At 67.3% G+C, this 14,061-nt stretch carries 8 protein-coding genes and 1 pseudogene; 1 reads left to right on the forward strand and 8 read right to left on the reverse strand.

Annotated features, from left to right (window positions below; translation table 11 throughout):
- The 5 genes and pseudogenes from V6B97_RS11630 to V6B97_RS11650 all read right to left on the reverse strand — a co-directional run.
- Positions 1-87 (reverse strand): annotated as a pseudogene (locus V6B97_RS11630) (IS1595 family transposase); the annotation flags it as partial.
- A 220-nt stretch (positions 88-307) separates the two neighbouring features.
- The gene (locus tag V6B97_RS11635; protein ID WP_333506680.1) at positions 308-1,810 is read right to left on the reverse strand and encodes an efflux transporter outer membrane subunit; all 1,503 of its coding nucleotides are present in this window, start codon (positions 1,808-1,810) and stop codon (positions 308-310) included.
- On the reverse strand, positions 1,810-5,031 hold the full coding sequence (locus tag V6B97_RS11640; RefSeq protein WP_333506681.1) for an efflux RND transporter permease subunit: 3,222 nt from the start codon (positions 5,029-5,031) through the stop codon (positions 1,810-1,812). Before V6B97_RS11640 ends, V6B97_RS11635 begins: the two co-directional genes overlap by 1 nt.
- Positions 5,032-5,049: 18 nt before the next feature.
- Positions 5,050-6,324, reverse strand: a complete 1,275-nt coding sequence (locus tag V6B97_RS11645; protein ID WP_333506682.1) for an efflux RND transporter periplasmic adaptor subunit — start codon at positions 6,322-6,324, stop codon at positions 5,050-5,052.
- 47 nt (positions 6,325-6,371) lie between these two features.
- On the reverse strand, positions 6,372-7,031 hold the full coding sequence (locus tag V6B97_RS11650; protein ID WP_333506683.1) for a CerR family C-terminal domain-containing protein: 660 nt from the start codon (positions 7,029-7,031) through the stop codon (positions 6,372-6,374).
- A gap of 130 nt (positions 7,032-7,161) precedes the next feature.
- On the opposite strand from V6B97_RS11650, the gene V6B97_RS11655 reads away from it, so the two are divergent.
- Positions 7,162-7,791, forward strand: a complete 630-nt coding sequence (locus tag V6B97_RS11655; protein ID WP_333506684.1) for a TetR/AcrR family transcriptional regulator — start codon at positions 7,162-7,164, stop codon at positions 7,789-7,791.
- Between the two features lie 131 nt (positions 7,792-7,922).
- Here V6B97_RS11655 and V6B97_RS11660 read toward each other — a convergent pair whose 3' ends face one another.
- The 3 genes from V6B97_RS11660 to V6B97_RS11670 form a co-directional block, all read right to left on the reverse strand.
- Positions 7,923-8,648, reverse strand: a complete 726-nt coding sequence (locus tag V6B97_RS11660) for a 4Fe-4S dicluster domain-containing protein (RefSeq protein ID WP_333506685.1) — start codon at positions 8,646-8,648, stop codon at positions 7,923-7,925.
- 152 nt (positions 8,649-8,800) lie between these two features.
- Positions 8,801-11,815, reverse strand: coding sequence for a formate dehydrogenase-N subunit alpha (gene fdnG / locus V6B97_RS11665; protein ID WP_333506686.1), 3,015 nt, complete (start codon positions 11,813-11,815; stop codon positions 8,801-8,803).
- Between the two features lie 293 nt (positions 11,816-12,108).
- On the reverse strand, positions 12,109-14,061 hold the full coding sequence (locus V6B97_RS11670) for a cytochrome c3 family protein (protein ID WP_333506687.1): 1,953 nt from the start codon (positions 14,059-14,061) through the stop codon (positions 12,109-12,111).

The raw sequence follows: 14,061 nt of genomic DNA on the forward strand, positions 1-14,061 counted from the left end.
GGCAGTTTTGGTGGCATCAATATCGATGCAAAAGCATTCAGCAATTTTTCCGATTTTGTAGCGGCTTAATTTGCTGTTTTTAAACATAATTCTAGCCTATCAGGGCTTGGCCTGATGGTCTAGAGCCATCCTAATTTAGAAACAGCCCCCAGATGTAGTGTTTCTCCAGATTATCCATCCGGAATCCCTACGCAAACGTGAAAGCCCCCGCGACTACGCGGGGGCTTTCGTGTGACGCACCGCCGGGCACCATCCGGAGGAGGAGACGGAAGGGGGTGACCAGGCTGGGGGCTGCCGGGCAACCCCCTCAGTTGGCCGCGGCAGGTGCGGGGGAGCCGGTTTCGTTCGCCTGCGCATGCCCCGTGCCGGGCATGGGTTCGCCGTTCCAGCCGCCGCCCAGCGCCTTGAACAGGGTCAGGCGGTTGCTCTGGCGCGAAAGCAGCACGGAAATCAGGGTCTGCCGGGCGGTGGCGTGGGACCGCTGCGCGTCGAGCTTGGACAGGTAGCCGTCCACGCCCCGCTCGTAGCGCTGGGTGGACAGGTCGTAGGCCTTGCCCGTGGCCCGCACCAGCGAGGCCTGGGCCTCGGCCTGTGTGGCCAGCGACGTGCCCTGCGCCAGCGCGTCGGACACCTCCTTGAACGCCGTCTGCACGGTCTTCTCGTACTGGGCCACCTGGATGTCCCGCTCCGCCTCGGCCGATTCCACACCGGCGCGGATGGCCCCGGCGTGGAAGATGGGCAGGGTGGCCTGCGGCACGAAGCTCCAGGTGCGCGAGCCCGCGCGGAACAGGTCGTTCATTTCCGTACTGGCGTTGCCGTAGCTGGCGGTAAGCCCGATGCGCGGAAAGTATTCCGCCCGCGCCGCGCCGATGTTGGCGTTGGCCGCCTTCAGCGAATGCTCGGCCTCCACCACGTCCGGCCTGCGGGCCAACACCTCGGACGGCAGCCCGGCGGGCACGTCGGCCAGCGGGGCCACGTCGGCCAGTTTGCGGGCCGGGGCCAGGTCCGGTGTCAGGGGCATGCCCAGCAGCAGGGCCAGGGTGTTCTCGTCCGCCGTCACCCGGGCCTCGGCGGCCGCCACGTTGACGCGGGCGGTGTCCACCGTGGTCTGGGCCTGGGCCACGTCCAGTTCCCCGGCGATGCCGTTGTCGTACCGGCTTTGCACCACCGCGAACGAGGCGCGTTCCGTCTCCAGTATCTCCCGCGCCAGGTCCAGCTGTTCGCGGTCGGCGGCCAGGGTCAGGTAGGCCTGCCCCACCTCGGCCACAAGGGTCAGCTGCACGCTGCGGGCCGCGGCGTCGGTGGACAGGTACTGCTCCAGGGCCTGCTCCTTCAGGCTGCGGATGCGCCCGAACAGGTCCAGTTCGAACGAACTGAAGCCCACGCCCACCGAATAGGCATGCGAGGTGTACGCATCGCCCGTGGTGGACAGCGGCGCCGAGGTACGGCCCATGTCCGCGCCGCCGCTGGCGTCGATGTGCGGGAACAGGTCGGCCCGGGCGATGGCGTGCTGGGCGCGCGCCTTCTCTATCTGCAGCACGGCCACGCGCAGGTCGCGGTTGTTGGAAAGCGCCAGGTCGATCAGCCGGGCCATGGGGGCGTCGGCCACCACCTGCCGCCAGTCCTGCGGCTGGGCTGCGGACAGGGAGGCCTGTCCCGCCGCGCCCGCATTCCAGGCGGCGGGCAGGTCCGGCGCGGGCCTGTGGTATTCGGGTATCAGCGAGCAGCCGTTCAATGGCGCCAGGGCCAGGGCGGCCAGCGCCGCCACAGCCGCCAGCCGGGCGGCCCTGCGCATGGGTGTGGTGGACATCATCGCGTCACCTCGCCGGGGGTTCCGGCTGGATTGTCGTTGGAGGGCAGGGCGGTGCCGGGCGTTCCGGAATCCGGGCCGGGCGTTCCGGAACCGGGGTTCCCCGGCTTCCCGGCCTTTCGCCCGCGCGTGGCGAACCGGTACACCAGCACGAAGAACACCGGCACGAAGTACACCGCCAGCACCGTGGCCGAGAACATGCCGCCGACCACGCCGGTGCCGATGGCCCGCTGGCTGCCGGAGCCCGCACCGGTGCTGATGGCCATGGGCAGCACCCCCAGCAGGAAGGCCAGCGAGGTCATCAGGATGGGCCGCAGCCGCAGCCGCGCGGCCTCCACGGTGGCCTCCAGCAGCGGCGTGCCCGCCTTCACCTGGGCCATGGCGAACTCCACGATGAGGATGGCGTTCTTGGCCGCAAGGCCGATGGTGGTCAGCAGCCCCACCTGGAAGAACACGTCGTTGTTCATGCCCCGGCCCAGCGTGGCCAGCAGCGCCCCGACGACGCCCAGCGGCACCACCAGGATGACCGCCGTGGGCACCAGCCACGATTCGTACAGCGCGGCCAGGCACAGGAACACCACCAGGATGGAAATGGCGTACAGCACGGAGGTGTGCTCGCCGCTCATGCGTTCCTGATAGGACAGGCCCGTCCATTCGATGCCCACGCCGGTGGGCAGCCTGGACGCCATTTCCTCCATGGCGGCCATGGCCTCGCCGGTGCTCTTGCCGGGGGCCGCGGTGCCCAGCAGTTCCACGGCGGGCAGGCCGTTGTAGCGTTCCAGGCGGGGCGAACCGTAGGTCCAGCGGCTGGAGGAAAAGGCCGAGAACGGCACCATTTCGCCCTGCGCGTTGCGCACGTGCCAGTCGTTGATGTCCTCCGGCATCATGCGGAACGGCGCATCCCCCTGCACGTAGACCTTCTTCACGCGGCCCCTGTCGATGAAGTCGTTGACGTAGGTGCCGCCCAGCGCGGTGCCGAGCGCATCGTTCACGTCGGCCATGGACAGGCCGTGCGCGCCCGCCCTGGCCCGGTCCACGTCGATCTGGAACTGCGGCGTGTCCTCCAGCCCGTTGGGGCGCAGGCCCACGACCACGGAGTTCTGCGCGGCCATGCCCAGCAACTGGTTACGGGCCTGCATGAGCGCCTCGTGTCCGATGCCCGAGCGGTCCTGCAGGAACAGGTCGAAGCCCGAGGCGTTGCCAAGTTCCATCACCGCCGGCGGGGTGAAGGAGTAGATCAGGGCATTCTTGATCCCGGCAAAGGCCCCCATGGCGCGCCCGGCCACTGCCGCCGCGCTCATGCCGTCGCCCACGCGCTCGTTCCACGGCTTCAGTTGCACGAAGGCCATGCCCGAGTTCTGCCCGCTGCCCGCGAAGCTGAACCCCGCCACAGTGAACAGCGAACTCACCGTGGCCTTTTCGCTCTCCAGGTAATGTGTCTCGAGCTTCCGCAACACCTCCAGGGTACGTTCCTGCGGCGCGCCCGTGGGCAATTGCACCTGGGTGAAAACCATTCCCTGGTCCTCTTCCGGCAGAAAGCCGGTGGGCAGGCGCAGGAACAGGTAGCCCATGCCCGCGAGCAGTACGAGATAGACGAACATCGTCCTGCCCACGCGGCGGATCAGGCCAGAAACGTGGCCGCGATACCCCCGGTTGGCCCGGTCGAACATGCGGTTGAACGCACCGAAGAACCCGCGCTGGGCCTTGTGTTCCTGCTTGTGCAGGGGCCGCAGGATGGTGGCGCACAGGGCCGGGGTGAGCACGATGGCCACGACCACCGAAAGGGCCATGGCCGAGACGATGGTCAGCGCGAACTGGCGGTAGATGACCCCCGTGGACCCGGAGATGAAGGCCATGGGAATGAACACCGCCGACAGCACCAGCGCGATGCCCACCAGCGCCCCGGTGATCTCGCCCATGGACTTTCGGGTGGCCTCCCTGGGGGGCAGGCCTTCCTCGGTCATGATGCGCTCCACGTTTTCGACCACCACGATGGCGTCGTCCACCAGCAGGCCGATGGCCAGCACCATGGCGAACATGGTCAGCATGTTGATGGAGAAGCCGAAGGCCGCCAGCGCCCCGAAGGTGCCCAGCAGCACCACGGGCACGGCGATGGTGGGAATGATGGTGGCCCGCATGTTCTGCAGGAACAGGTACATGACCAGGAACACCAGCAGGATGGCCTCGGCCAGCGTCTTGACCACCTCTTCGATGCTCACCCGCACGAACGGCGTGGTGTCATAGGGAAAGACGGTGTGGATGCCTTCAGGCAGGGTCTTGGACAATTCCTCCATGGTGGCGCGCAGGCGCTTCACCGTGTCCAGGGCGTTGGCCCCGGTGGCCAGTTTGATGGCGATGCCGGTGGAGGGCTTGCCGTTGAAGCGCGAGACCGCGTCGTAGCTTTCGCTGCCAAGTTCCACCCGCGCCACGTCGGCCAAGCGCACCGTGGAGCCGTCCTGGTTCACCCGCAGCACGATCTGCTCGAACTCCTCCCTGGTTTGCAGCAGCGACTGCGAGAGGATGGTGAAGCTCATGCCCTGCCCCGGCACGGCGGGGGTGCCGCCGATCTGTCCGGCGGAAATCTGGGCGTTCTGGGCGGTGATGGCCGCGCTGACGTCCGCCGGGGTCATCTTGTAGTTCAGCAGCTTGTGCGGATCGAGCCACACCCGCATGGCGTACTGGGCGCCGAAGAGTTCGGTCTCGCCCACGCCGTCCACGCGGCTGATGGGGTCGAGCAGGTAGGTTGCGGCATAGTCGCTGAGGTCGCGGCCGGTCATGGACGGGTCGTCCGAGGCCAGCGCGATGATCAGCAGGAAGTTCGACGTGCTCTTGTTCACGGTGATGCCCTGGCGCTGCACGGCTTCCGGCAGCATGGGCGTGGCCAGCGAGAGCTTGTTCTGCACCTGCACCTGGGCGATGTCCGGGTCGGTGTCCGCGTCGAAGGTCAGGGTGATGGAGGCCTGCCCCGTGGCGTCGCTGGTGGACGCCATGTACCGCAGGTTGTCGATGCCCTTCATCTTCTGCTCGATGACCTGGGTGACGGTGTCCTCCATGGTCTTGGCGGAAGCGCCGGGGTACGACGCGCTGATGGTGACCGCCGTGGGGGCGATCTTGGGGTATTGCGAAATGGGCAGGCTCATGATCGACAGGGCCCCCGCCAGCATGATGATGATGGCGATGACCCAGGCGAAGACCGGGCGGTCGATGAAGAATCTTGCCATGATGCGTGCTCCCCGCGCCTACTGGTGCGCGACCGGGGTTGCAGCGGGCTGTGCGCCGCCGGTCGTGCCGGATGAGCCGGTCGTGCCGGATATGCCGGTCGTGCCAGGTGTGCCGGTCGCGCCAGGTGTGCCGGATAAGCCGGGCGCGGGATTGGCGGCGTCCATCTCCACGGCCCGCGCCTTGCCGCCGGGCGTCACCTTCTGCAATCCCTCCACGATCACCCGGTCGCCCACGGCCAGCCCTTCGCTCACCAGCCAGTCGCCGCCCACCACGCGGTCCACGCCGATGGAACGGCGCTCCACCGTGCCGTCGGCCCCGACCAGCAGCACCGTGGGGTTGCCCTTGGAGTCGCGGGTCACGGCGGCCTGCGGCACCAGGATGGCGTTCTCGTTCACGCCCTCTTCCAGCACGGCGCGCACGTACAGGCCGGGCAGCAGGTCGCGCTTCGGATTGGAGAACAGGGCGCGCAGGGTCACCACGCTGGTGTTCTGGTCCACGGAGATGTCCGAGAACTGCAACGTGCCTTCCAGCGGATAGGCGCTGCCGTCCTCGAACAGCAGCGTCACCCTTGCGCCGTCGGCCCCGGCCCTGCGCAGCCTGCCGTCGGCCAGGGCGCGCCGGAGCCGCAGCAACTCGCCGGTGGACTGGGTGACGTCCACGTACACCGGGTCGGTCTGCTGCACCGTGGCCAGCGCATCGGCCTGGTTGGCGGTGACCAGCGCGCCGGGCGTCACGGCCGAGCGGCCGATGCGCCCCGAGATGGGGGCGGTGATGCGGGTGTAGCCCAGGTTGATGCGCGCCGTTTCCAGCGCGGCTTTGGCCGCCGCCACCTCGGCCACGGACTGCTTGTAGGCGGCCTGCGCGTCGTCGTTGTCCTGCCTGCTCACGCCGTTGGTCTTCACCAGGTCCGCGTAGCGTTCGGCCTTGAGCCGGGCGGGTTCCACGGCGGCCTCGGCCTTGGCCAGAGCGGCCTTGGCGCTGTCGTGGGCGGCCTGCCAGGTGGCGGGGTCGATCTGGTAGAGCACCTCGCCTTCCTTCACGTCCGCCCCTTCCCGGAACAGGCGCTTCTGGATGATGCCGCCCACCTGCGGGCGCACGCCGGAAACGAGAAACGCGGAGGTGCGCCCCGGCAGGATGGTGGAAAGCGTCACCGGACGGGGCCGGACGGTCACCACCGTGGCCTCCGGGTCTGGGGCAGGACCGGCCGCCTGCTGGTCCTGGCCGCAACCGGAAAGCGCCGCGACAAGCGCGGCGCAGATGATGACAAGCGGAATAAGACGTTTGGTATCCATATGATTTCCTGAACCTTCCGTGAATATCCTTGAGGTTGTTCCGTCTTTCAGGAAAGGGCGGGCATGGCGCGGTCCACATTCAACCGCTCTATGCCGCCAAGCGTGAATTCCACGATGAACTCCGCCACGGCGTCCACGTTGCCGGGGTTCAGCACCATGGCGGGCGACATGGCGCTGATGACTTCCCTGGCCTGTCCGTACAGGATGCACTGGCCCAGGATGCTCGCGGCGCAGCGCGATACGACCACCCTGTCCGCGCCGGGCAGCAGCGGCTTCAGGATGTCGACCAGCATCGTGTACGACGGGCCGCAATAGTCATCGATGATGGCATGGAAATATCGTGACGACGACTGGATGAACTCCTGCGCCAGCAGCTTGCCCAAACGGGCCGAAACGGGGTCCTCATCGCAGGTGAACTGCGCCAGCACGCTGCGCACGTACACGCGCAGGCGTTCCCGTGGCGTGGACAGGGCGTGCACGCCGCCGTCCCTCGGGTTGCGGCGCAGGCGTTGCTCCAGATAGTCCCGCAGCACCGCGACATAGAGGTTTTCCTTGCTGCCGAAATGGTAGTTCACCGCGGCGATGTTGGTTTTCGCCAGCGTGATGATCTTCCGGACGGTGGCCTTCTCCAGGCCGTCCGACGCAAAGACCACCTTCGCCGCGTGCAGCAGCCGCGTCCTCGTCTTTTCGTCCTGCGGGGTGCACATACGCGTCCTCCGGCCAACGCCTTGCGCCTTCCTGTTTATGACCGTACGGTACGGTTCAAACGCTGCGTTGTCAACACCCGCCCATGTCGGGTATGCTGCCGGTACTCATCGCCAAGGAAGGGGACACGTCATGACACAGGGCCGTCCGCCACGGGACCGAAGGTCCAGGATTCTCGAAATCGCCGGAGGGCTGTTTCTCGAACACGGCTACCAGGGCACCTCGATGTCGCAGATCGCGGCCGCCGTGGGGGGCTCGAAGGGCACGCTGTACGCCTACTTCAACAGCAAGGAGGCCCTCTTCGAAGCCTACCTGCAAGACAGGATGCAGGCGGATGCGTGGGTCTTCAAGCTGCCGGACCATGCGAAATATCCGGAAAGCGTGCTGACCATACTCGGGAAACGGTTTCTCGGACTTATCGTGGATGAAACCTCCATCGCACTGCTTCGCCTGTTCTATCATGAAGCCCCCCGCCTCCCGGAAATCGGCCGTATTTTTTACGAAACCTGCATCCTGAAGTTCAAGGGACAGTTCGAAGCGTATCTTGCAACCGCACATTCCGATGGGTTGCTTGACATTCCATGCACATCAACCGCAGCAGACCATTTTTTCGCGCTTTGCGAATCTCCCTTCCACATGCCGCTCATGCTTTGCATCAGGCATGAGATAACGGATGCCGAAGCAGATATCGCCATAAAGAACGCCGTCAATGTCTTCCTGAAGGCATACAGGAACGACAAGGCGCCGTGCCGCGCCGACTGATGCAATGCGGCAGGCTTTCCTGCGGCATGCGCAGGGGGGCAACCTCCAGCCGCCGCACATGAAACGGGCCGTCCGCGCGATGCGGACGGCCCGATGTGTTTTCCGGTCTGGCGGTACCCGCCATGCGGCGGCTACCCCGTGCGCAGCGGGCGCATGGCCAGCAGCGCCCGGCGGCTGAACGGCCCGATGCGGTCCGAGGCGTCGGCCACCATGCGGTGGTGGTAGTGGCTGGGGTGCACCTCGCACAGGTACAGCACCCGAACCAGGTCGGAATCGGCCAGCAGGGCCGCCGGGGATGTCTTCTGCACTTCCGCCAGCCGCGCGCGGGCCAAGGCCAGCATGTCGTCCCGGTCGCCGAAGTGCATGGTGTACGTGGGGCAGGTCTTGACGCAGGCGGGCAGCATGCCCGCGCGCACCCTGTCGATGCACATGTTGCACTTGGAGAGCAGCCCGGTGGACTCCTCCTTGCGGGGGATGTCGTAGGGGCAGGCTTCACGAATCGTCTGGTAATCCAGGTCCTTCGTCTTTTCGGTGTAGAGCACCGCGCCGGTGGCCTCGTCCTGGATGATGGCGCCGGGGATGAAGGCGTCGGCCATCATCTTGCACGGCGGCTCCAGACAGTGGCGGCACTGCTCGGGAAAGAACACCCACTTCAGCTTTCCGTCCACCTCCACCTCGTTGAAGCGCACCAGCTTGAAGGTGTGCCCGTTGAGGTCCGGCGGGTTCTGGTAGCTGCCGGTGTTCACCGTCTCGTCGGCGGCCAGCTTCTTCCACTGCTTGCAGGCGGCCTGACAGCCCCGGCAGGCGGTGCAGCGGGTCTGGTCGATGAAGAAGGTCTTGCCCTTGTTCTCGCTCATGGGTCACCTATCCTATCCCGTTCCCGGCCGGAACGGAGATTTTGGCTGCTGGCAAGGAAAACGAGGCTGCCGCGAGGGAGCATACTCTTATCGTATTCGACCGTAGCGGCAGGCGACGTTTGACGAAGCCAGCGGGCAAAAGAACGTTCCGGTCAGGCTTTGCGGACGTTGACCATGAAGACCTTAGTCTCCGGGATGCCGGTGTTCGGGTCGCCCACCGAAGGCGACAGCAGGTTGGCCGAATCGAACGTGGCGTTCTTCTTCTGGCCCCACCCGAACTGCCAGGGAATGCCCACCTGGTGCACGGTTTCGCCCATGACGGTGAACGGCTTCAGGCGCGGGGTGACGATGGCCACCACCTGCACCTTGCCGCGCACCGATTCCAGCACCACCTGGTCGCCGTTGGCCACGCCCAGCTGCGCCGCCAGCTCGCGGCTCATCTCGCAGAAGCCGTCGGGCTGCATTTCCTTCAGCCACGCGGTCTTGCGGGTCATGGCGCCGGACTGCCACTGCTCGGTCACCCGGTAGGTGGTGCATACGTAGGGGAAGCGCGGGTCGCGCACGGCCTTTTCCTCGTGCGCGAAGTGCAGGGCCGTGGGATTCACCCGTTGCGGCGACAGGGGGTTGGCCGCCAGCGGGCTTTCGAAGGGCTCGTAGTGTTCCGGCAGGGGGCCGTCCACGCGGCCGGGGCCGAACAACTGGCCGCGCCCTTCGCGCACCATGATGAACGGCAGCTTTTCGCCGGGCTTCCACCCGCCGTCGGGCACGTCGCCCGTCCATTTCGTCCCGTCCCACGCGATAACCGCGCGCCTGGGGTCGAAGGGCTTGCCCGTCTGGTCCACCCCGGCGCGGTTGTACAGGATGCGCCGGTTGGCGGGCCAGGCGTACGACCAGTTGGGGAACAGGCCGATGGCCGCCTGTTCCGGGGTCTGGGTGCGGTCGTGCCGGGCCATCATGTTGCCCTGCTCGGTGTAGCAGCCGGAGAATATCCAGCAGCCGCACGCGGTGGAGCCGTCGGGCTGCAACGCGGCGAAACCGGGCACCTGCTGGCCCGCCTTCCACTGCTTGTCCGCGATGGTCACGTCCTTCAGGAACGTGCCGTTGAGGCGTTTGGCCAGCGCGCCCGCGTCGTAGAAGCCGTCCTTGAGGTAGGCGGTGTCCAGGTTCAGGATGGGCTCGGGGAACTTGCCGCCCTCCGCCTTGTAGAGCTTGCGCACTTCCTCGAACAGCCGGATGACGATGTCGCCGTCGCTCAGCGAATCGCCCATGAACTGCGCGCTCTTCTCGCGCCATTGCAGCCAGCGGCCGGAGTTGGCGATGGAGCCGTCCTTTTCCACGCTCATGCACGCGGGCAGAAAGAACACCTCGGTCTTCACGTCCTTGGGGTTGACGCCGGGGCCCTTCCAGAACAGCGAGGTCTCGTTCTCGAACAGGTTGACCACCACCGTCCAGTCCAGGTTGGCCATGGCCTTGCGGTTCTTGCCCGCGTTGGCCCCGCCCGCGCAGGGGTTCTGCCCCCACACGAACGCGCCCTTGAAGCCGCCGTTGTACATGCGTTCGAACAGCGACAGCCAGGAGTATTCCACCACCCTGGTGTCGTCGATCTTGGGCAGCCAGGTGTAGGCGGTGCGGTGGTCCGCCTCCGGGTACATGGCCTTCAGCAGCGACGCCGCGTACTTGTCGAGGTTGGACCACCAGTTGGCGCTTTGCGGGTCGCTGGTGACCGGGGTGCCCGCCTTCACGTAGGCGTCGTAGTCGGCCCAGACGGCGCGGGGAATGGGCAGGTAGCCGGGCAGGTTGTCGCACAGGAGGGCGATATCCGTGGTGCCCTGCACGTTGGATTCGCCGCGCAACGCGTTGACCCCGCCGCCCGCGATGCCGATGTTGCCCAGCAGCATCTGGATCATGGACAGGGCGCGGATGTTCTGCACGCCCACGGTGTGCTGGCACTGGCCCATGGCGTAGAGGATGGTGCCCGCCCGGTCCGGCCTGCCCGTGGACGCGAAGGCGTTCCATACCGCCAGCACCTTGTCTTCCGGCATGCCGGTGACGTCCACCACGGTCTTCAGGTCGTAGCGGGCGTAGTGGCGGCGCATCACCTGAAGCACGCAGCGCGGGTCCTTCAGGGTGGGGTCCTTCAGGCTGACGCCCTTGTCGTCGGTGACGAAGGCCCACGTCTTCCGGTCATAGCTTGCCGCGGCGGGGTTGAAGCCGGAGAACAGGCCGTCCTTGAAGTCGTAGTCCGGCCCCACCAGGTACGAGGCGTTGGTGTAGTCCACCACGTACTGCCTGAAATACAGCTCGTTCTCCAGAATGTGCCGGATCAGCCCGCCGAAGAACACGATGTCCGTGCCCGAGCGGATGGGCGCGTACAGATCGGCCTTGGCCGAGGTGCGCGTGAAGCGCGGGTCCACGTGGATCAGCGTTGCCCCGCGCTGCTGGGCGCGGGTCACCCACTTGAACGAGATGGGGTGGTTCTCCGCCGCGTTGCTGCCCATGATCAGCAACACGTCGCTGTTCTTGAGGTCGATCCAGTGATTGGTCATCGCGCCGCGTCCGTAGGACTCTGCCAGAGCCCCCACAGTGGAACTGTGTCAGATGCGGGCGTGGCTCTCCAGATAGACGAGGCCCAGCGAGCGGTGCATGGCCTGCAACAGCCAGCCTTCCTCGTTGTCGATGGCGGCGGACCCCACGGACGCGATGGCCCGGGTGCGGTTGACCGGCTGGCCCTTGTCGTTGACCGTCTCGAACGAGGCGTCGCGGGTGTCCTTGATCTTGCGGGCGATGCGCGGCAGCGCCCAGTCCCATGACTTTTCCTCCCACTTGTCGCTGCCGGGGGCGCGGTACAGCACCTTGGTCACCCGCTGGCTCTGCTCGGCGGTCTGCCAGATGGACGCGCCCTTGGGGCACAGGGTGCCCTCGTTGACGGGATGGTCCGGGTTGCCTTCGATGTTGATGGTGCGCCCGGTGACGGGGTCGGTCCAGACCAGCAGGCCGCAGCCCACTGCGCAGTAGCAACATACAGAAGTGGTCAGGGTGGCCTTGTCGATGGCCAGCCCTTCGGCATGGGCCGCGACCGGGGCAAGGCTGATGCCCAGCCCCCCGAACGCGGTGGCCACGGCGCCCGTGGCTGCGAGCTTGATGAAGCCTCGCCTGTTCATCCTCATGGCGTGCCTCCTTGTGAGGATGCAGGTTGCGCGCGGAACTGCGCGTCGGGCATGGGCCGCCGGAACGGAAAACGGCGCGGCCCCCTGCCGAAGCTGATGCCCGGCATTCCCTGCATACCACACCACGGGGATATGGGAAGGAATTTTTTCCCACGTTATCAGTGATATATGTCTGATTTGGCAGAATGGGCACGCGGACGGCAGCCCGAAACGGACGGGGCGCGCGGTGCATGTCCGCGCGCCCCGGTGGGTATGATGTGGTCAGCAGGCAGGCCGTCGCAGCCCGCGTTCATTCACGACTTGAGCTTGTGGCAGTCCCGGCACTCCACAGGCCCCGCCGCCTTGCCCGCCGCCAGCAGCCGGGCGTGGCAGGCGTTGCAGCTGGGGCCTTCGCCGTGGAAGGCGTTGCGGAAGTAGCGCGGGTCGGCGCGTTCCTGCGGGGTGCCGGTTTCCGCGTCCACCACCACGTCGTGGCAACCGGCGCTGGTGCACTTCATGGGGCCGCCGTCCACGTAGCCCTTGTGATGGCAGGTGCCGCAGTCCACGGTGGGGGTGTGCGCCTCGTGCGGGAAGGGCACGCGCGGCTTGGCCAGCTTCGCCCCCTGCGGCACGGTGACGGTGACCGCCTTGCGCTCCACCAGCGGGTGATGCACCGAGAATTCCGGCGTCTCGCCATGGCAGACGAAGCAGTTGCCGGAAGCGCCCATGGACCGGGCGTGCTGCTGGTACTGCATGGGGGGGATGTTGTCGCGGTCGCGCCCAAGGGGGTTGCGGGCCGGGTACACCGCGTGCGGCGCGCCGTGGCAGGCCGGGCAGCGCAGCATGGTGGTGTCGTCGGTGCGTTCGGCGTACAGCCCGGCGGCGTCGGCGGTCCACTTGTTGAAGGCGCTGGCGGTGGCGGATCTGGGCTTTTCCGCGAAGTCGTGGCAGCCCGCGCAGTCGGGCAGGTTCACCCACGGGGTGCGCGGGGCCATGTCCTTGACGTCCTGCACAGCAACGGGGGTGATGGCCGCCATCAGCCGGTCGGCGGCGGGGTTGCCCGCCTCCTGCTCCTTGCGCAGCAGGGACAGGGCATGGTCTTCCATGGCCCCGTGGCAGCGGGTGCAGTCCAGGCCCTTGGTCACGTGGTAGTCGCGCCAGAAACGGGTGGCCCCGTCGGGCGCGGAGGGATGGCAAGAATTGCAGGCATCCGCGCCGCGCCCGCCCATGTAGGCGGCGTGCCAGCCGTGGATGGCGGCGGACATGGCGGGGGGCACGGGCGTGCCGGAGGGCTTTGCGCCCGCCTTGCCCGCTGCCGTGTCGCCGCCCGGCTCATGGCAATCCCGGCAGACCACGGTGGTGCCGGATTTGGCGCGCTGCGCGAGGTCCGTGCCGTTGATGCGGTCGTGCACCTCCAGCACGTCGGCGGCCGTGGCCGGGGATATGCCCGCCACGCCGCCCACCTTCCACGGGCCGCCGTGACAGTTGCGGCAGCCCATCTCGGTGGACACCGGCAGCACGCAGCGGGTGACGGCCAGCAGCGCGCCCGAGGCGTCGCGCGCCTCCACGGTCACCGTGGGATACGGGTTGAACCTGTCCTTACCCACATACGGCAGCACGGGAATGCCCGTGGCCTCGTACAGGGTGGTGCCTTCCACCAGCTTCAGTTCGCCGGAAAACTGCGGGGCCTTGCCCTGCGCCCCTTCCGCCCCCTTGGCCGCCGGTGTCGCGGACGGGGTGGTGGCGGCCTGCCCGGCGGGGGTGAGCGAGGAATCGGCCACGGCGGCGGGCTGCGCGGCCGAGGGCTTGGCCTCGCCGTCCAGCCGCCAGGTCAGGGTCACGCCCTCGGTCACCGCCTGGGGGCCGGGACCGCGATGCACCAGTTGCGCCCGCAGGGTGGAGCCGGGGGGCAGCAGGGTCCACGCGGGTTCCGCGTCGGTGACATGCTGCATGCCCTGCCTGCTCCACGCCACCAGCACGTGCCCGTCCTTGTCCGGGTCGAACGGGGGCACGTCGGTGACCAGTCGCCCGTAGCCGGTGCCGGTCCTGGCCTCGGCCTGCGGGACCGTGGAATCCTGGGCGGGGGCAGTCCGGGCCGGAGCAGTCCGGGCCGGACCCGTCGAACCCACTGGTCCCGCCGGTTCGGGGGCGGGCCGCATGGACGGCGCGAACAGTTGCGCGCCCAGAAAGCCCGCCACGAACACGGCCACCACGATCAGCCACACGCGGAACAGGTTCTCGGTCATGCGGGTATCGTTCTTGCTCAT

This window comes from Nitratidesulfovibrio sp. 1201_IL3209 (assembly GCF_036763125.1).
Classification (GTDB): domain Bacteria; phylum Desulfobacterota; class Desulfovibrionia; order Desulfovibrionales; family Desulfovibrionaceae; genus Cupidesulfovibrio.

Coding starts and splice junctions, on each gene's coding strand:
- V6B97_RS11635 (WP_333506680.1), bottom strand. CDS start 1,810: ATGTCCACCACACCCATGCGCAGGGCCGCCCGGCTGGCGGCTGTGGCG.
- V6B97_RS11640 (WP_333506681.1), bottom strand. CDS start 5,031: ATGGCAAGATTCTTCATCGACCGCCCGGTCTTCGCCTGGGTCATCGCC.
- V6B97_RS11645 (WP_333506682.1), bottom strand. CDS start 6,324: ATGGATACCAAACGTCTTATTCCGCTTGTCATCATCTGCGCCGCGCTT.
- V6B97_RS11650 (WP_333506683.1), bottom strand. CDS start 7,031: ATGTGCACCCCGCAGGACGAAAAGACGAGGACGCGGCTGCTGCACGCG.
- V6B97_RS11655 (WP_333506684.1), top strand. CDS start 7,162: ATGACACAGGGCCGTCCGCCACGGGACCGAAGGTCCAGGATTCTCGAA.
- V6B97_RS11660 (WP_333506685.1), bottom strand. CDS start 8,648: ATGAGCGAGAACAAGGGCAAGACCTTCTTCATCGACCAGACCCGCTGC.
- V6B97_RS11670 (WP_333506687.1), bottom strand. CDS start 14,061: ATGAGCAAGAACGATACCCGCATGACCGAGAACCTGTTCCGCGTGTGG.